Genomic DNA, 18,338 nt, shown 5'->3' on the forward strand with positions numbered 1-18,338 from the left:
GCCACCGTCGGCGACCTCGTCGTCAAACTCGACCGGGCGCGCCAGCGGCTCGAATCCATCCAGCCGGGGTGCACGCTGTCGCGCCGACGCAAAACACCGAAGATTGTCGCTGTATAGCTATTTCAGGGACACTACACTAGAGAATCACCCGGCGAGCCGTTCTGATACAGTGGCGCAAACCCGCCTCAATCTGGAAGATTCCTCACGCCGCCGACTACAGGGACTGCCTCCAGATGCCGATTCTGTAAATACCGGGCCACGCGGCCGTGTCCCTGTGCATCCGATGAACAAGAGCATGCTGCGGATGAACATTGCGCTCCGGGTCGTCATGACCATCGCCACCGTCACCTGGCTGACGGCCGGAGTGGCGTTTGGCCTCGATCCGTCCAAGCGAATCAGCCAATACACGCAGCAGGCCTGGGGGGTCGAAGACGGATTGCCCCAGGCGATGGCACAGGCCATCACCCAGACGCGCGATGGCTACATCTGGGCGGGCACCCAGGAGGGCCTGCTCCGGTTCGACGGCATGCGGTTCACGGTGTACGACAAGTCGAACACACCGGCGATCCACAGCAACGATGTCGGCGCGCTTCTCGAAACCCGCGACGGCGCGCTCTGGATCGCGACCAACGGCGGCCTCGTCCGGCTGAAAGACGACGTCTTCACCGGCTTCACGATGCGCGACGGGCTGGTGAACGACTGGACCTACAGCCTGGCCGAAGCGCCGGACGGTGCGCTCTGGATTGGGACATCCGGCGGCGGCGTGAGTTGTTTCAAGAACGGCCGCTTCACCTCCTACACCACCAAGAACGGCCTGCCCCACGACATGGTCAGTTCCATCGTGGTGACCACTGACGGCGTCGTGTGGATGGCGACTGGCGCCGGACTGACCCGGTTCAGCAACGGCGCGTTGACCGTCTACGGCACGCGCGACGGGTTGCCGAGCACGAACGTGCGCCGGCTGATGATCGACACCGACGGATCGCTCTGGATTGGCACATCGGGCGGCCTGGCACATCTCGTCGATGGAAAGTTCGTCGCGTATCCGAAACTGCCTGGCGCTGGCGACGTCCGCGCGCTCGAACGCGATCGAGAGGGTTCGCTGTGGATTGGCACCGACGGTTCGGGCCTCCATCGGATGCGCGACGGCGCCTTCGAGCACTACACCACGCGCCAGGGCCTCACGAGCGACTTCGTGGCCGACGTCTACGAGGATCGCGAAGGCAACCTCTGGGTCGGCACGCTCAACGGCGGGTTGCTTCGGCTGAAGGACACCGCGTTCACCACGTACACGACGACGGAGGGGTTGTCGAACAACTTCGTTCGCCCCATCCTCGAGGCCTCGGACGGCTCGGTCTGGATCGGCACGCAGGGCGGCGGACTGAACCGGCTCAAGAACGGTACGGTCACGACGTGGCAGATGCGGGACGGACTGCCGAACGATCTCGTATGGGGTCTGCACGAGGGCCGCGACGGGTCGATCTGGATCGGGACCAACGGCGGGCTCACGCAGCTCCGCGGCGGGCGTTTCAAGTCTTGGTCCGCCAAGGATGGGCTCTGCGGTGATATCGTCCGCGCCATCTTCGAGGATCGCGACGGCACGATGTGGATCGGCACCCGGGGCGGCGGATTGTGCACGCTCCAACGGGGGAAGTTCACGTCGCACTTCAACGACGGCGAGGTGCCCGGGGGACTTGTACACGCAATCGTGGAGGACCGGGCCGGCACGATCTGGATCGGCTCCAACGCCGGTCTGACGAGGTACGACCACAACACTTTCAAGACGTACACGACCAAGGACGGGCTGTCCAACGACAACGTCTACACGGTCCGCGAGGACCCGGACGATGGCTCGCTCTGGATCGGCACCTACGGCGGCGGCCTCACGCGGATGAAGAATGGCGTATTCGCGCGCTATACCGTCCGCAATGGGCTCTACGACGACGTGGTGTTCGACGTGTTGGACGATCGCCACGGCAGCCTGTGGATGTCGTGCAACAAGGCCGTGTTCCGGGTGAACAAGCGCGACCTCGACCGCTTCTCCAGAGGCGAGATACCGAGCTTCGCGTCAACGGTCTACGGCATCGGCGACGGCATGAAGTCGGCCGAGTGCAATGGCAACGTGCAGCCGGCGGCCTGGCGCACGCGCGATGGCCGGCTGTGGTTCCCGACGGTCAAGGGCGTGGTGTCGATCGACCCGGTTCAGGTCCGCAACAATCTCGCCCCGCCGCGGGTCCTCATTCAGCGGGTCTTCGTGGACGGCGCCGAGGTCGGTCTCCGCGGGGCGATTGAAGTCAAGCCGGGCGCCGGAAGCCTCGAGTTCCGGTACGCCGCCCTGACGTTCATCTCGCCGCGCCGCGTGTCCTTCCGCTACATGCTCGAGGGCTTCGACCGTGAGTGGGTCGAGGCGGGCGGCCGGCGCACGGCGTATTACACCAACATCCCGCCCGGCGCGTACCGGTTCCTGGTCATCGCCCGGAACACGGACGGCGCCTGGAGCGCCGCGCCGCAGGCTGTCTCCTTCTACCTGAAGCCACACGTGTACCAGACGTGGTGGTTCTACGCGCTCACCGGCCTGGTGCTCGTCGGGCTGTTCTTCGGCGCCCATCGCGTTCGCGTGCGATCGATGAAGGTGCGCGAGCAGGACCTGATCCGGCTGGTGAACGACCGGACCCAGGACCTCGAGCAGGCGAAGCAGGCAGCCGAGGCGGCCAGCCGCGCGAAGAGCGAGTTCCTCGCGAACATGAGCCACGAGATCCGCACGCCGATGAACGGCGTCATCGGCATGACCGAGCTCGCTCTCGACACCACGCTCGACCCTGAGCAGCGCGAGTACCTGACGATGGTCAAGGCGTCGGCGGAATCGCTGATGACCGTCATCAACGACATCCTCGACTTCTCGAAGATCGAAGCGGGCAAGCTGGACCTCGAGGAGGTGCCGTTCGGCCTCCGGACCACGGTGGCCGACGCGATGCGCACGCTGGCGTTACGCGCGCACGAGAAGTCCCTGGAATTGCTCTGGCGGGTCGCACCCAATGTGCCGGATGGATTGATGGGCGACCCGGGACGCCTGCGGCAGGTGCTGATCAATCTTGCCGGCAACGCGATCAAGTTCACGCAGGCGGGCGAGGTCGTGCTCGACGTGGAGTTGGAGCAGCGCACCGACAAGTCTGCACAGTTGCACTTCGCCGTGCGCGACACGGGAATCGGCATCCCCGTTCACAAGCAGGGCGCGATTTTCGAGGCATTCGTCCAGGCCGACGGTTCGACCACACGTCAGTACGGCGGAACAGGCCTCGGTCTGACGATTTCGTCACGGCTCGTTGCTCTCATGCACGGCAAGATCCAGGTCGAGAGCGAGCACGACCGCGGCAGCACGTTCCACTTCAGCGCCACCTTCGCCCTGGCGGCTGCATCCGCCGTCCCGCCGGAGATCGTGGTGACACCGGACCTGGCCAACCTGAAGGTCCTGATCGTCGACGACAACGCCACGAACCGGCGGATCCTCGTCGAGATGCTGTCGACGTGGAGGATGGCGCCCACCGCGGCGGCCGATGGTCTGTCCGCCATCGAGATCCTGTGTCGGGCGAAGGCTGAGGCACAGCCGTTCAGCCTGGTGCTCCTCGACATGATGATGCCGGACATGGACGGCTTCGAGGTTGCGGATCGCGTGCGCCGGACTCCCGAGATCTCCGACACTCCGATCATCGTCCTGTCGTCGTCGCTGCGGGCCGAGGACCAGGGCGAACGTCAGCGCCTGGGCATCCATCTGTGCCTCACGAAGCCGGTCCGGCAATCTGACCTGCTCGACGCCATGACCGGCGTGATGGCCGTGTCCGGGCGGGCCGAGCGCAGCACGGCAGCGCATGGCGCGCCGAGCGACGACGTCGTCACGCGCGGTCGGGTCCTGCTCGCCGAGGACAACGCCGTGAACCAGCGGCTGGCTGTGCGCATGCTCGAACGCCGCGGCTACACCGTGACCCTCGCGACAACGGGCGCCGAGGCGCTGCGATTGCTGGGCAGCCAGCAGTTCGAACTGGTGCTGATGGACGTGCAGATGCCGGTCATGAACGGCTTCGAGGCGACGCAGGCCATCCGCGAGTGGGAACGGACGACCGGCCTGCACCAGCCGGTCATCGCCATGACGGCGCACGCGATGAAGGGCGACCGCGAGCGCTGCCTGGAGGCTGGCATGGACGGCTACGTCGCCAAGCCGATTCACGCCAACGAACTCTTCGCCGCGATCGAAGCGGTGCTGGGGCCGTCCAGTCGAGAGCCCGCCGCCGCTGGCGGGTAGGGCAGGCTCTCCCGCGCGAACGCCGAACCCCCCTTCACTCGAGCGTGAAGTTCACCGTGACGGTCATGATGACGGGGACGGCCACGCCGTTCAGCAGCGTCGGCGTGAATTGCCACTGGCACACGGCGTCGAAGGCCGCCTGGTCGAGCATCGGAACCGAGCGCAGGATGCGAGCATCGGCCACCTCGCCATCTGTGCCGATCAATACCTCGAGAATCACCACCCCCTGCACCTGCGCCTGGTGGGCCTCGTCCGGATAGATTGGCTTCACGTCGCGCGTCTTCGTTGGAGGCGTGATGCCCCCACCCACTTTTATCGCGTCGGCCGGCCAGTCCATCGAACGCTCGTATTGAGCCGGCGGTGGCGGCGGGGTCTGGGGCGGCGCCGGGGGATTCGGCGGTGCGGGCGGCGCCTTCGGCGCCGGCGGCTGAGGAGTCCGTGCGGCGGTTGGCGGCGCAGGCGGCGCCGGAGCTTGTGCGGCCGCAGGTGGTGCCGGCGGCGCTGGCGGGGTTGACGCGCGAAGCGTCCGACTGCGCAGGATCTCCACGCTCCGTGGTCCGACAACCCGGTACGACAGCCCGGCTGCCGACTTCGCAATCGAGGTCAGCGCCTGCTCCGCTGTCGCGTTGTCGAGCACGACGTCGATGTGCGCGGCGAGGAGTCGTTCGAGGCCAGGGTGCGGCAGAATCTCGATGCTGCAGCTCTTGGCCACCGTATCGAGCGCCTGCTGAACGGTGGCGTTCGGCAGCTTCAGGGTGACCCGCGCCGTCGTGGCCAGCTTCGGCCCGATGGCCGTGACGGCGGGCACAGGGGCGGGCGCCTGCAACGGAAACGCTCCAACGGCGAGGCGGCCCCCGACGAAGACGCAAGCCATCATCACACCGGTCGCCAGAACGAGCCGCGCTTTCGACATGGAAACCTCCTTGACCAACAGGGTGACGCGCTGGCGCAGGTGCGCCCGCTTCAGGAACAGCGACGCAGGGGCGAGCGCTGAACAACGAGGGGCCGTCGCCATCTGCAGCAGCGTCTGCAGATAGGGCTGTTTTGCCCCGAGGCACCGAACCGCCTCGCGGTCGACGACCTGCTCGCGGGCCAGCTCGAGTTGATCGACGAGCCACCAGATGCCCGGGTGGAACCAGCACACCGCACGGAGCAGTTCGTCGAATCCGGTGCGCAGCCAGTCCCGCCGTCGGACGTGCAGGAGTTCGTGGAGCGTGATCGCGGTTTGCCCGTCCGCCGAGAACGTCGGGAACTCGGGGGGCAGGAGCACGACGGGCCGTACGACGCCCCAGGTCACAGGCTTGTTGGCGGTCATCGCCACCAGGAATTCCGCGTCGGCCCCCGCGAGGGCGACGGCCCGCTGCACGGCCTCGGGACGCGGATCGAGAGCGTGAGCGGCGCGCCGCAGTCGCGCCATGGCAAGCAGGCCAACGGCCAGCCACAGCGTCCGCAGGACGATGCCCGCCACGATCACCTCCTGCAGGGTGAACGGCACCCACCACCGGGTCGCCGCGGCTGCATCCGCAGGAGCCGGCGAAGGGTCCGTCGAGGCAGTCGCGCTGTAGCTCGCCTGGTCAGTCGGGACGGGGGCGGCAGGCGGGGATGTCCACGCCTGCAGCAGCGGCAGCACCAGGCAGACCGCGAGAACCACGCGCCAGAGTACAAGCCGTGCGCGTGGCGACCAGATCCCGAGCAGGCGCGGCAGTGGGGCTGCGACCAGGATCACCGCCGCGGCCTGGAGCGCCCAGGCGACGAGGTTCGCCGTGGTGAGCGCGTCCATCACTCAGCCTCGCGGACGAGCCGCTCGAGTTCCTCGAGTTCGCGGGCCGACAGGCGCCGGTCCTCGACGAGGTGCACGAGCAGCGGATGCGCCGAGCCATTGAATACGCGGTCGACGAAATCGCGAACCATGGAGCGAACGACCTGGCGTTCCGGGCGCGCGGGCTTGTAGACGAACGCCCGGTTCTCGCGGCTGGCCTTCACGTACCCCTTTCGCTCCAGCACCCGCATCATCGTCATCACCGTGGTGTAGGCGATCTTGCGGCGCTCGAGGAGCGTCTCGTACACGTCGCGGACGGTCGCCGGCCCCTTCTGCCAGACGATCTTCATGATCTCGAGTTCCTGAGGGGTGAGCGTCGAACTAGGCGGTCTCATAGTACTAATAACATAGTACGTAAGAACAACGATGTCAAGCAGAACGCCGTCCTCCGCCGCTGGCCCCGCCGCCCCAGCTACCCCATCACCGTCAGCACCTCCAGCACCTTCAGCACCGCACCCCCGGCACCCGCAGCACCTTCAGCACCTCCAGCACCGCACCCCCGGCACCCGCAGCACCCTCAGCACCTCCAGCACCTGTGCTACAGTCCGTCCTCGGAGGCGTCCTCGTGAGCTTCATCCGTCTCGGACTCTGCGCGTTCGCGTTAGCGGTCGCTCTCGGCGTGAGGGCCGGCGGCCAGGGACCGGGTGCGTGGATGGATCTCGCCAGGACGCCTCCGATGGGGTGGAACAGCTGGAACAAGTTCGGGTGCGATGTCAGCGAGCAACTCATTCGCGAGGCAGCCGATGCCATGGTGTCGAACGGCATGAAGGACGCCGGCTACCAATACGTTGTCATCGACGACTGCTGGCAGGTGGCGCGCGCGAACAACGGCAGCATCGTGCCTGATCCGCAGCGATTCCCGTCTGGCATGAGGACGCTCGCCGACTACGTCCACGCGAAGGGCCTGAAGTTCGGTCTCTACTCCGACGCGGGATCGAGAACCTGCCAGGGGCGCCCGGGCAGCAACGGGTACGAGACCGAGGACGCCCGTCAGTACGCGGCGTGGGGCGTGGACTACTTGAAGTACGACTGGTGCAACACGGACGGAGTCGATCCCAAGATCGCCTACCCGACGATGCGGGATGCGCTGAAGGCGACGGGTCGGCCGGTCGTGTTCAGCATGTGCGAGTGGGGGCGAAGCAACCCGTCGACATGGGCTCGCGGCGTCGCGCATCTGTGGCGGACGACCGAGGACATCCTCGACTGCTGGGAATGTGTCACGGAATGGGGCGGCGCGGGCTGGCCACACCTGCTCGACAAGCAGGCCGGCCTCGAGAAATTCGCCGGTCCGGGCGGCTGGAACGACCCGGACATGCTCGAGGTCGGCAACGGCGGGCTGTCGCTGGCCGAGAGCCGTGGCCACTTCAGCTTCTGGTGCCTGCTGGCTGCGCCCCTCATGGCCGGCAATGACATCCGTCACATGAACGACGATACGCGGGCGATCCTGACGAACAAGGAAGCGATCGCCGTCGATCAGGATCCGCTCGGCCGGCAGGGTCGCCGCATCCGGAAGGACGGCAAGCTGGAGGTGTGGGCGAAGAAGCTCTCGAACGACGCCCACGCGGTGATCCTGTTCAACCGCGGCGAGCAGGAGACGATGATGGGCGTGTCGTGGGTGGAAATCGGGATGCGCTACGACGCCGAACCGACGGTGCGCGATCTGTGGGCGAAGAAGGACCTCGGCAGGATCAAAGGCACCTTCTCGATCCGCGTGCCGTCACACGACGTGGTGATGATCAAGGTACAGTAGGGCAGCGCAGTTCTACTCGGTCTTCAGATAGATCTCTTTCCCCTTCTTGCCGAACTCGGCCGATCGTTCGTGCATGCCAGCCTCGATGGCGGCCTCGTCGGTCAGGCCGTGGCTCGCGGCGTACTCGCGCACCTGTTGCGTGATCTCCATGCTGCAGAACTTCGGCCCGCACATCGAGCAGAAGTGCGCGAGCTTGGCGCCCTCCGCCGGCAGCGTCTCGTCGTGCATCGCCCGGGCGGTCACCGGGTCGAGTGCCAGCCGGAACTGATCCTCCCACCGGAACTCGAACCGCGCCTTTGACAGCGCGTCGTCCCATTCCTGCGCCCGCGGGTGCGCCTTGGCGAGGTCGGCGGCGTGCGCGGCAATCTTGTAGGCGATGACGCCCGCCTTTACGTCGTCGCGGTCGGGGAGTCCCAGGTGCTCCTTTGGCGTGACGTAGCAGAGCATCGCGGTGCCGTACCAGCCAATCATCGCCGCACCGATGGCCGACGTGATGTGGTCGTAGCCCGGCGCGATGTCCGTCGTGAGGGGCCCGAGGGTGTAGAACGGTGCCTCATCGCACCACTCGAGTTGCTTGTCCATGTTCTCCTTGATGAGATGCATGGGAATGTGGCCGGGGCCCTCGTTCATCACCTGGACGTCGTACTCCCAGGCGATGCGCGTCAACTCCCCCTGCGTCCGGAGTTCGGCGAACTGCGCATCGTCGTTCGCGTCCGCGACCGACCCCGGCCGCAGGCCGTCGCCGAGCGAGAAGGCGATGTCGTAGGCACGCATGATCTCGCAGATCTCGCGGAAGTGCGTGTACGTGAAGTTCTCCTGGTGGTGCGCCAGGCACCACTTCGCCATGATCGACCCGCCGCGCGAGACGATGCCCGTCGTCCGTCGCACGGTCAACGGGACGTACCGCAGCAGCACGGCCGCGTGCACGGTGAAGTAATCCACCCCCTGCTCGGCCTGCTCGATGAGCGTGTCGCGGAAGATCTCCCATGTCAGTTCCTCCGGCCGCCCGCCCGCCTTTTCGAGCGCCTGGTAGATCGGCACGGTGCCAATCGGAACCGCCGAGTTCCGGAGGATCCACTCGCGCGTCTCGTGGATGTCCTTTCCGGTCGAGAGATCCATCACCGTATCGGACCCCCACAGCGTCGCCCAGCGAAGCTTCTCGACTTCCTCCTCGATGGACGACCAGACGGCCGAGTTGCCGATGTTGGCGTTGATCTTCACCAGGAAGTTCCGACCGATGGCCATCGGCTCGATTTCCGGGTGGTTGACGTTGGCGGGGATGATGGCCCGCCCCCGCGCGACCTCCGACCGAACGAACTCGGGGTCGAGTCCTTCCCGGGCGGCCACGAAGGCCATCTCGGACGTCACCAATCCCTTTCGCGCGAAGTGGAGTTGCGTAACGCCTCCGGTGCCGCGGAGTGCGGTCCGCCCTTTCGCGGCAAGCGCCGCCGACATCTTGTCCCCGACGATGAGCGGGCGGCTGCGAGCCACCTCCTCGATGCCCCCGCGTGCCCTGATCCAGTCGCGCCGAAGCGGCGGGAGCCCGTCCCGGACGTCGATGCCCTGCGGTCCGCTGGTGTCGTACACGCGGAGTGGCGGTTCCCCGCCCGACAACGAGATTTCGCGCATCGGCACACGCACGCCATGCGCCTCGACATGGATCTTTCGAGAACCGGGGAACGCCTGATCGAGGCCACAGCGATCGACAGGCGAGAAAGCGGGCTTGGACATGATCGATACCCCTTCTGGCGCAGGGCTCTCGGCGCAGGGCTCTCGGCTCGAGGCGCGGCACGTGGCGTCGAAGCGGAACCTGGCGGGACGCGGTGGCGGGCGCCGCCTCCCTACGCCGGTCTCAACCGGATCAGGTTCCAAGGGTTTGTCTCAATCCCAGCGGGATACCCCTGGCGGCCAGAGATTCACTATATCACCCCGTCGGCGGCACCGCGTCCATGATGTCCGCGATGCTGAGCCATGTGCTGGCGGCGATCCTGCTGGTCGCCAGCCTGGCGCCGACCGGGGCCGTTCCGGATGAGCGGCGGGGCGAACGCGATCAGGGTTTCGCCTCTTCGGCGCACATTCTCGAGCTCATTCTCGAGCACGAGCGGGCGGATCCAGACGGCCTGTACGGGTTCCTCCTGCTGATGCATCTGGGAGCGTGACCGATGATGGCCGCTCGCGCCATCGCCGCCTCCGCCGCTGATCGGTGGGGAGCAGGCGTATGGCGAACGGCGCGGGATGGCGAGCGTTCTCGAAGTGTACGTCCTCGACGGTGGCCATCTGTTCGTGGAATCTCGCGCCGGGTGGCAGGACGAACGGGGGCACGCGCAGCCGGTGGTGCCGGGCTTCGGATGGCATCGGTTGTTCGGCTTCCGCGGACACCGTGCGCGTGTACCGGATCGACCTCGGTCGCTGAGCCTCAGAGACCCTGGTTCTTCCGCTATTCCAGCCGCCGCAGGATGAAGCACTTGAGGTAGTAGGTTTCGGGCACGCCGAGCAGGACGGGATGGTCGCGGCCCTGCATCCGCTTCTCGACGACGTCCACGTGGACGCGCGCATCGGTCGCGGCCTCGTGGACGATCTGGCCGAATGTCGCCTCGTCCACGTTGTAGGAGCAGCTGCACGTGGTCAGCACGCCGCCGGGTTTCAACAACCGCAGCGCGCGCAGGTTGATCTCGCGGTAGCCCGCGATCGCCTTCGGGACAGACGCCTTGTTCTTGGCGAACGCCGGCGGGTCGAGAACGACAGAGTCGAACCGTTCGCCCTCCCGCTCGAGGCGACGCAGTTCGTCGAACACGTTGGCTTCGCGCGCTTCGACCTGCGGCAGATGGTTCCGTGAGGCATTTGCCGCAATCCGGGAGACCGCATCGGCGGAAATGTCCACCGCGATCACCTCGTCGCACGACGCGGCCAGCCGCAGCGCGAAGCCGCCGTTGTAGCTGAAGCAGTCGAGCAGCCGTCCGCGCGCGTACTGCGCGGCGGCCACGCGGTTCTCGCGCTGATCCAGGAACAGTCCTGTCTTCTGGCCCTTGAAGGGGTCGACCTCGTATTCGATCGGGCCTTCACGCACCGCAATCAGTGTTGGCACTTCACCGTGGAGGCACGCGACCGAAGATTCGAGCCCCTCCAGCGCCCTCACCTTCGCGTCGTTGCGCGCCAGGATGCCAGCCGGCGCGGTCAACTCGACCAGCAGCCGCGTGATCATGGGCAGGTTCCGCTCGGTTCCCTGCGAGAGCGACTGCAGCACCAGGTAGTCGCCGTAGCGATCGACGATCAGCGATGGCAGCAGGTCACCTTCGCCGTGGACGAGGCGATACGCCGTGGCGTCGATGCCGAGCGACGCGCGGAAGGCGATGGCTCGCTCCAGGCGGCGGCGCCACAACCCCTCATCCGCCAGCTCGTCACCGTGGGTCAGAAGTCGCAGCGCGATCTGGGAGCGGTCGCTGTACAGCGCATGTCCGAGCACTCGGCCCCTGGGGCCGAGCAGCGCGACCGTATCCCCTGGCTCGGCCTCGGCGTCGAGCACATCGCTCCGGTAGATCCACAGGTGACCTGCAAGCAGGCGTTGTTCGGCCCGGCCGTTGATGGCGACGGAAGCTGGCATGCACAATAGCTTATCCCGAAAATCCGGTACAATCGCCTCGTGCGCATTGCTATTGGAGCGGACCACGCCGGCTTCGCGTTGAAAGAGGACCTCGTGCGACGCCTGGCATCCATCGTCACCCACATCGAAGACGTGGGCACCCACAGCGACGAGTCGACCGACTACCCCGACTTCGCGGCGGCGGTCGGCGCACTGGTCGCGTCGGGCGCGTGCGATCGCGGCATCCTGATCTGCGGCACCGGCATCGGGATGTCGATGGCCGCCAACAAGATACACGGCATCCGCGCGGCCGTCGTCGGAGACCTCGTGTCGGCCCGACTCTCTCGCCAGCACAACGACGCCAACGTCCTGACGCTCGGCGCGCGTATTACGACGCCCGAGCTCGCGATGGCGATCGTCCGCGTGTTCCTCGAGACGACGTTCGAAGGCGGGCGACACCAGCGGCGGGTCGACAAGATCATGGCCCTCGAGAATACTCCCGCCGCGCCGCCGGCTCGGTGAACGACCGTGGTACCAGGCAAGTCCGGTCCACCCGTCGGCAGTCTCGCGGCCGCTGTGGACGACGTCTTCCGCGACGACGGGCGTCTGGCACGCACGGTCCCAGAGTTCGAAGCGCGCCCCGGTCAGCGCACGATGGCGGTGGCCGTGGCGGAGGTGATCGAAGAGGGGGGGATTCTCCTCGCAGAGGCGGGGACGGGCACGGGGAAGACGCTCGCCTACCTCGTCCCGGCCATTCTCAGCGGACGCCGCGTGCTCGTCTCGACCGGCACCAAGACACTCCAGGAACAGATCTTCTTCAAGGACCTGCCGGAACTCCAGGCCGCGCTCGGCGTCGCGTTCAAGGCGACCTACATGAAAGGTCGCGGCAACTACCTGTGCCTTCATCGGTTCGATGCCTTCCGCGACAACCCGATGGCCGTGGCGTTTGCGGACGTGGATGCGCTGGCGACGATCACCGCCTGGGCCGAATCGACTGAGGCTGGTGACCGGGCGGAACTCGAGGGACTGCCGGACGATCTGTCGCTGTGGGCCGAAGTCGCCGCGACGTCCGAGAACTGCATCGGGGCGCAGTGCCCGCGGTTCGAGGAGTGCTTCATCACGAAGATGCGACAGCGCGCCGCGGAGTCCGACCTGGTGATCGTCAATCACCACCTGCTCTGTGCCGACGCAAACGTGCGCCAGAACGCCTACGGAGAGGTGATCCCGGAATGCCACGTCGCCATCATCGACGAGGCCCACCAGCTCGAGGACGTGGCCACTCAGTATTTCGGGGTCGTGGTCAGCACCTACCGGATCGATGACTTCGCGCGGGACGGCGAGCGGTTGCTCGCGGCTGGACGTTTTGCCGACGACCCCGGTGAAGCGCGCCGGTCATTCGATCGCGTGCGGGACAGGGGCTCACTGTTCTTCCAGGCGCTGAAGCACCTGCCAGCGCTCGGCGGCCGGCCTCGCGCCACCGCCGCCGACGACCGACAGCGGGTGAGCGCGGACATCCTGGCGGACGCGTTCCAGTCCGGCGCGGGCCTGATCGAGGCGCTCGACGCGATCCAGGGCACCGTGGCTCTCGTGCGGGATGCGGCCGAAGACGTCGTGGCCATCGGGCGCCGGGCCGGCGAGATCCGCGACGAGCTGAAGTTCCTGCTTCGGGCGAACGATCCGGATTACGTCTACTATCTCGAGTCGCGCGGGCGCGGCGTGTTCCTACGAGCTTCACCCATCGACGTCTCCACCGTCGTGCGCGAGTTGCTGCTGGCACGGATGCATGCCACCGTCCTGACGTCCGCGACGCTCTCCGTCGGCGGATCGTTCGACTACGTCCGGGCACGGCTGGGCGTCCGCGAGGCGGATGAGGTGCGTCTGCCGTCCGAGTTCAGGTACTCGGAACAAGCCGTGCTCTATCTCCCCCCGCATATGCCGGACCCGCGGTCTCCGCAGTTCGCGGAGGCGGCCAGCCGGGAGATCCGCGAGATTCTGAGACGAACCGAGGGACGCGCGTTCGTGCTGTTCACGAGCTACGCGATGCTGCGCGAGGCAGAACGAGCGCTGGCGTCCGCGCTGGACTACCCCATTCTCGTGCAGGGCAGCGCACCGCGTTCGGTATTGCTGAGGCAGTTTCGATCGCTCGGAAATGCGGTCCTGCTCGCGACATCCAGCTTCTGGCAAGGCGTTGATGTGGTGGGCGAAGCACTGAGCTGCGTCATCGTGGACAAGCTGCCATTCGCCTCGCCGGCCGATCCCGTCACATCGGCCCGCATCGAGGCGATTGCCGCCAGCGGCCAGAGCGCATTCGAACAGTACCAACTCCCCCTGGCCATCCTCACGCTACAGCAGGGGCTCGGCCGGTTGATCCGCCATCGGCAGGATCGCGGTGTGCTTGCCGTCCTCGATCCGCGAATCCGGAGCAAGGGCTACGGTTCGCGGTTCCTGGACGCCCTGCCGCCCGCCCCGGTCATTACCCGCCTCGACGACATCACGCGGTTTCTCGAGCGGTAGCCCACGCGAAGAACAGGCGAAGCGGCGGCGCGACTGTCACAATGCCGGGCACTCGGCGGGCCGGGGCCGCTGATCGGCGCTTGCACAAATATCTGGGTGCATTTCGGTGTAGACTAAGGGGGTTCGCCCCCTGCGATCCTGCTTAATCCATATCTGACGGAGGACCTGAGATGCTTCCCGTTCATTCCGGCCGCCGTGCGCTGCTCGTTGCGCTGGCAGTGCTCGTGGCCTTTGCGATGGCCTCCCCCGGCTCTGCCCAGTCTACTGGGATGGTCAAGGGGAAGATCATTGACGGCCAGAACCAGCCCGTCGAGGGCGCGAAGGTCACCATCGATTACAAGGACGGGATCTCGCGCAGCTACACCGTCAAGTCCAACAAGAAGGGTGAGTTCACCCAGATCGGTCTGCCTCCCGGCAACTACAAGGTGACGGCCGAGAAGGAGAAGCTGGGCTCTCAGTCTTTCGATGTGCGCGTGCGTCTCGGCGATGCGGCCGAGGTGAACTTCATCCTCGATCCGAAGAGCGCTGGTCCGACGAAGGAAGATCTCGCGAAGGTCGCAGCCATCAAGAAACTGTTCGATGAGGGCGTCGCGGCGAGCCGCGCGAGCGACTACGACGGGGCCATCGCCAAATTCACCGAGGCGACGACCGTCATGCCGACCTGCTACGACTGCTTCTACAACATCGGCTATGCCCACTCCCAGAAGAAGGAGTACGACAAGGCCGAGGCGGCGTTCAAGAAGTCGATTGAGCTGAAGGCGGACTACGTGGACGCCTACAATGGCCTCGCGACGATCTACAACGCCCAGAAGAAGTTCGATGAAGCCCAGGCGATGAGCCAGAAGGCCGCGTCGTTGGCCACCGCTGCCGGCCCTGGTGCGGGCGGCGGCAGCGTCGATGCCGTCTACAACCAGGGTGTCATCGCGTGGAACGCCGGAAAGGCCGAGGACGCCAAGAAGGCCTTCGAGGACGCCATCAAGGTCGACCCGAATCACGCCAACTCGCACTACCAGCTCGCGATGTGCTTCATCAACCTCGGCAAGATGCCCGAGGCGGTCAGTGAGTTCGAGACGTATCTGAAGCTGGCGCCGGACGGACAGTATGCTGTGACCGTCAAGGCGATGGTGGCCCAGCTCAAGAAGTAGGCATCGATCCGGTTCGACGGGACTGAACACGAGGTCGCCGGTTGGCGCTGCCAGCCGGCGACCTCTTCCTTTCTCTGCTGGCTGCTGTGAACCTTGAAGCCGAACTGGCCGATCGTCTTGCCGAGGTCCGCGAGCGCATGGCGCGCGCGGCCTCGGGTTGTGGACGGGCGCCCGGCGACGTTCGCCTGATTGCCGTCTCGAAGACCTATTCTCTCGATTACGTGCGCGCAGCCGCTGCCGCCGGGCAGCGTGATTTCGGCGAGAATCGCGTCCAAGAGGCGCTTCAGAAGATCGAGGCCTCACCGGATCTCGACGTCCGCTGGCACCTGATCGGCCACCTGCAATCGAACAAGGCGCGAAAGGCAGCTCGTCCGTTCGCCTGGATCCACTCGATCGACCGCCTCGAGTTGCTCGACGCCGTGGACCACGCGGCCACGGAGATCGGAACGACACCGGAGGTGCTCGTTCAGGTTGATCTGGCCGGCGAACCCACCAAGCACGGGGCGACGCTCGACCATGTTCGCACGATGTTCGACGCCACCTCCCGGATGCGCGCGGTTCGCCTGGTTGGCCTGATGCTGCTGCCGCCCTTCTTCGACGATCCCGAGCAGACGCGGCCCTACTTCCGGCAACTTCGCGAGCTGCGGGACCGGCTGGACGACGACGGAGTGGACCCGGCTTATCTGCGCGAACTGTCGATGGGCATGAGCCACGACTTCGAGGTGGCCATCGAAGAAGGCGCGACGATGGTGCGCGTCGGGACGGCAATTTTCGGGGCGCGAGTGCAGGGACGGGTTTGAAATCCGGCCCTCCACTACAGGCCCGACGCCAATCGACCGAAACGCAGGACGGCGACGTGTGCAGGACTGCGTCCATCGATCCCAGATCGCGACGGCCCTCGGTGAGGGCGTAGAGGAGAGCGTGTCATGAAGGTGACTCCACTCGATTTGCGGCAGACGAAGTTCCGGGTTGCGCTCCGGGGCTACGACCGGAACGAGGTCGACGCGCTGCTCAACGAGGTGGCTGACGACTACGAGCAGGCGCTGCGCGAGACGGACCGTCTCCACCAGGAACTGCTGCGGCTCGAGGCGGTCATTGCCGAGCACCGCGAGCACGAGCGCAACCTCAGGAATACGCTGCTCACCGCCCAACGGCTCGCCGACGAGATCCGCGAGCACGCGGAGCAGGAGTCGCGGCGCATCGTCGATGACGCCGAGACCCGCGCAGACCTCATCTTCCAACAGACGCAAGGTCGCATCGAAGAGGTTCAGCGGGAAATCGACAGCCTGAAGATGAAGCGCCGCGACGTCGAGACAACCCTTCAATCCACGATCGCGACCCTGCGAAACGCACTCGAATTCGTACGGGAGCAGGAGCAGAAGGAGCGAGAGGACAAGATCCTGCTCCATCGCCCCAGACAGGCCACCACCGAGCCGGCCGCTGGTCAGCCTGCGGCGGCAGGCACTGCGACGCCGGTGATGCGCGCGCTCGACCAGGCGGCAGAAGGCAAGTGATGGCGTGATCGCAGCCGATTTCGTCATCAGGAACACGAGGCAGGTCATCACCTGCGCCGGCCCGGCGCCCCGATCCGGCGCGGCGCAGCACGACGTCGCTCCCCTCGCCAACGGGGTGGTCGCCTCTCGTCGCGGCCGCATCGTCTTTGTCGGCACCGCGTCCGACGCGGAGGCCCTCCTCGACGTCGACGCCACCGCGGTGGTCGTGGACGCAGGCGGCGGGACCGTCATGCCCGGCTTCGTCGATCCACACACCCACGTCATCTACGGCGGCGACCGCCGCGAGGAACTGCGCCAACGCCTGGCTGGTGCGACCTACGCCGAGATCGCCGCGTCTGGCGGTGGCATTCTCAGCACCGTGCGCGCCACACGCGAGGCCACCGAGAACGACCTCGTGGACTCCGCGAAATGCCGACTCGCCGAGATGCTTCGCTGCGGGACGACCACAGCCGAAGCCAAGAGCGGGTACGGGCTCGAAACAGCAGCCGAGCTGAAGATGCTGCGGGCGATCCGACGCTTGTCGGCCTCTCAACCCATCGAGTTGGTGCCCACGTTCCTCGGAGCGCATGAGATTCCGGTCGAGTACCGGGACCGGCGGCAGGAGTACGTGGATTTGCTCGTCCGCGAGATGATCCCGACGGTGGCGGCGCAGCATCTTGCGAAGTGGTGTGACGTGTTCTGTGAAGTGGGCGTCTTCACGCCCGCCGAATCGCGGGCCATCCTCGAAGCCGGTACCGCGGCCGGCCTGCGGCCGCGCATCCATGCCGACGAACTCGCGGCATCCGGCGGATCGGACGTCGCCGCAGAGGTTGGGGCGCGATCGGCCGACCACCTGCTGTTCGTGCAGCCCGCGTCGGCCGATAGGATGGCACGTTCCGGAGTCGTCGCGACGCTGCTGCCCGCGGCGGCCTTCTACCTCAAGCTCGGCGCGTATGCCCCGGCTCGCATGCTCATCGAACACGGGGTGCCCGTCGCCCTGGCCACCGACCTGAATCCCGGCGGCGGGTTCACACCGTCGATGCCGTTTGTCATCACGCTGGCATGCTTCGGGATGAAGATGACGCTGGAGGAGGCGCTGGTCGCCGCCACGCTCAACGCGGCCTACGCCATCGACCGCGATCGCGACGTGGGCAGCCTCGAGGCCGGCAAGCAGTTGGACGCCGTTGTCGTCGACGGCGACGCCATCGATCTAATCAGGGTTGGGGCTCGGGCCATCACGGCGGTCGTCAAGAACGGTGTCGTCGTCAGTACATCCTGATCCACGCTCTGACGGCGGGCTTGAACTCCCATTGGTAGTTGTAGCCTGGCAGCACCTGGATCTGATCGACGTAGGCCGCGTCGATCGCCAACTGCCCGTTGGGCACCTTGGATTCTGGGGGCATAGGCGCCACCGGCCCACCGCCGCAACTGTACGGCGGGTTCGTGCCCCGTCGGACCACGATGGCGTCCGCGTCGATCGGAACCCGGTACGTCGCCGCCGTCGTGATCGACTCCTCGCACAACTGCTTGTCGGTCCGGCGCTCACCAAACTGCGCCAACTGCTGCAGGGCGTCTTCGAAGCGGTAGAACGTCCAGTACGCCGTGCCGATGCGGAATGCAGCGTGCAGCACGACGAGCGCGATCACAATCTTGACCACCACTCGCACCATGATTGACCCCTAGTCGCGCAAGCCCCCGGGCCGGGCCTTTCGACGCGCAAGCCTCCTGCCCGGCATCCGA

Annotated in this window: 14 protein-coding genes and 1 riboswitch; of the genes, 9 read left to right on the forward strand and 5 right to left on the reverse strand. The window is 66.4% G+C overall.

Going from position 1 to position 18,338, the window contains the following annotated elements:
• The first annotated feature begins 304 nt into the window (after window positions 1-304).
• Complete coding sequence (locus VGK32_10775; protein ID HEY3382243.1) at window positions 305-4,297, forward strand: two-component regulator propeller domain-containing protein; 3,993 nt, start codon at window positions 305-307, stop codon at window positions 4,295-4,297.
• Between the two features lie 34 nt (window positions 4,298-4,331).
• Here VGK32_10775 and VGK32_10780 read toward each other — a convergent pair whose 3' ends face one another.
• Window positions 4,332-6,077, reverse strand: coding sequence for a M56 family metallopeptidase (locus tag VGK32_10780; protein HEY3382244.1), 1,746 nt, complete (start codon window positions 6,075-6,077; stop codon window positions 4,332-4,334).
• Window positions 6,077-6,451, reverse strand: coding sequence for a BlaI/MecI/CopY family transcriptional regulator (locus VGK32_10785; protein ID HEY3382245.1), 375 nt, complete (start codon window positions 6,449-6,451; stop codon window positions 6,077-6,079). Before VGK32_10785 ends, VGK32_10780 begins: the two co-directional genes overlap by 1 nt.
• Window positions 6,452-6,681: 230 nt before the next feature.
• On the opposite strand from VGK32_10785, the gene VGK32_10790 reads away from it, so the two are divergent.
• Window positions 6,682-7,866 carry an alpha-galactosidase gene (locus VGK32_10790; protein HEY3382246.1) on the forward strand — a complete coding sequence of 395 codons (1,185 nt, stop codon included), beginning with the start codon at window positions 6,682-6,684 and terminating at the stop codon, window positions 7,864-7,866.
• A gap of 12 nt (window positions 7,867-7,878) precedes the next feature.
• On the opposite strand, the gene thiC is transcribed toward VGK32_10790, so the two are convergent.
• The gene (thiC, locus tag VGK32_10795) at window positions 7,879-9,597 is read right to left on the reverse strand and encodes a phosphomethylpyrimidine synthase ThiC (protein HEY3382247.1); all 1,719 of its coding nucleotides are present in this window, start codon (window positions 9,595-9,597) and stop codon (window positions 7,879-7,881) included.
• 90 nt (window positions 9,598-9,687) lie between these two features.
• A riboswitch (TPP riboswitch) is annotated at window positions 9,688-9,779 on the reverse strand.
• Window positions 9,780-9,827: 48 nt separating this feature from the next.
• On the opposite strand from thiC, the gene VGK32_10800 reads away from it, so the two are divergent.
• Window positions 9,828-10,025 carry a hypothetical protein gene (locus VGK32_10800; protein HEY3382248.1) on the forward strand — a complete coding sequence of 66 codons (198 nt, stop codon included), beginning with the start codon at window positions 9,828-9,830 and terminating at the stop codon, window positions 10,023-10,025.
• 278 nt (window positions 10,026-10,303) lie between these two features.
• On the opposite strand, the gene VGK32_10805 is transcribed toward VGK32_10800, so the two are convergent.
• On the reverse strand, window positions 10,304-11,467 hold the full coding sequence (locus VGK32_10805; GenBank protein HEY3382249.1) for a class I SAM-dependent rRNA methyltransferase: 1,164 nt from the start codon (window positions 11,465-11,467) through the stop codon (window positions 10,304-10,306).
• Window positions 11,468-11,506: 39 nt separating this feature from the next.
• Between VGK32_10805 and rpiB the strand changes: the two genes are divergently transcribed.
• The 6 genes from rpiB (at window position 11,507) to hutI (ending at window position 17,877) form a co-directional block, all read left to right on the forward strand.
• Window positions 11,507-11,968, forward strand: a complete 462-nt coding sequence (gene rpiB / locus VGK32_10810; GenBank protein ID HEY3382250.1) for a ribose 5-phosphate isomerase B — start codon at window positions 11,507-11,509, stop codon at window positions 11,966-11,968.
• Window positions 11,969-11,974: 6 nt separating this feature from the next.
• Window positions 11,975-13,960: an ATP-dependent DNA helicase gene (locus tag VGK32_10815; protein ID HEY3382251.1), complete on the forward strand. Its 1,986-nt coding sequence runs from the start codon at window positions 11,975-11,977 to the stop codon at window positions 13,958-13,960.
• A 170-nt stretch (window positions 13,961-14,130) separates the two neighbouring features.
• A complete protein-coding gene (locus tag VGK32_10820) occupies window positions 14,131-15,105 on the forward strand; it encodes a tetratricopeptide repeat protein (GenBank protein HEY3382252.1) in 975 nt (324 codons plus the stop codon).
• 41 nt (window positions 15,106-15,146) lie between these two features.
• Window positions 15,147-15,905: a YggS family pyridoxal phosphate-dependent enzyme gene (locus VGK32_10825; GenBank protein HEY3382253.1), complete on the forward strand. Its 759-nt coding sequence runs from the start codon at window positions 15,147-15,149 to the stop codon at window positions 15,903-15,905.
• Between the two features lie 126 nt (window positions 15,906-16,031).
• Window positions 16,032-16,619 (forward strand): DivIVA domain-containing protein, encoded by a 588-nt coding sequence (locus VGK32_10830; GenBank protein ID HEY3382254.1) that lies wholly within the window; start codon window positions 16,032-16,034, stop codon window positions 16,617-16,619.
• Window positions 16,620-16,623: 4 nt separating this feature from the next.
• The gene (gene hutI / locus VGK32_10835; protein ID HEY3382255.1) at window positions 16,624-17,877 is read left to right on the forward strand and encodes an imidazolonepropionase; all 1,254 of its coding nucleotides are present in this window, start codon (window positions 16,624-16,626) and stop codon (window positions 17,875-17,877) included.
• Here hutI and VGK32_10840 read toward each other — a convergent pair.
• Complete coding sequence (locus tag VGK32_10840; protein HEY3382256.1) at window positions 17,864-18,268, reverse strand: hypothetical protein; 405 nt, start codon at window positions 18,266-18,268, stop codon at window positions 17,864-17,866. The genes hutI and VGK32_10840 overlap by 14 nt on opposite strands.
• Window positions 18,269-18,338: the final 70 nt, after the last annotated feature.

This window comes from Vicinamibacterales bacterium (assembly GCA_036504215.1).
Lineage (GTDB): Bacteria > Acidobacteriota > Vicinamibacteria > Vicinamibacterales > Fen-181 > FEN-299.

Coding starts and splice junctions, on each gene's coding strand:
- VGK32_10775 (HEY3382243.1), top strand. CDS start 305: ATGAACATTGCGCTCCGGGTCGTCATGACCATCGCCACCGTCACCTGG.
- VGK32_10780 (HEY3382244.1), bottom strand. CDS start 6,077: ATGGACGCGCTCACCACGGCGAACCTCGTCGCCTGGGCGCTCCAGGCC.
- VGK32_10785 (HEY3382245.1), bottom strand. CDS start 6,451: ATGAGACCGCCTAGTTCGACGCTCACCCCTCAGGAACTCGAGATCATG.
- thiC (HEY3382247.1), bottom strand. CDS start 9,597: ATGTCCAAGCCCGCTTTCTCGCCTGTCGATCGCTGTGGCCTCGATCAG.
- VGK32_10800 (HEY3382248.1), top strand. CDS start 9,828: ATGCTGAGCCATGTGCTGGCGGCGATCCTGCTGGTCGCCAGCCTGGCG.
- VGK32_10805 (HEY3382249.1), bottom strand. CDS start 11,467: ATGCCAGCTTCCGTCGCCATCAACGGCCGGGCCGAACAACGCCTGCTT.
- VGK32_10820 (HEY3382252.1), top strand. CDS start 14,131: ATGCTTCCCGTTCATTCCGGCCGCCGTGCGCTGCTCGTTGCGCTGGCA.
- VGK32_10830 (HEY3382254.1), top strand. CDS start 16,032: ATGAAGGTGACTCCACTCGATTTGCGGCAGACGAAGTTCCGGGTTGCG.
- VGK32_10840 (HEY3382256.1), bottom strand. CDS start 18,268: ATGGTGCGAGTGGTGGTCAAGATTGTGATCGCGCTCGTCGTGCTGCAC.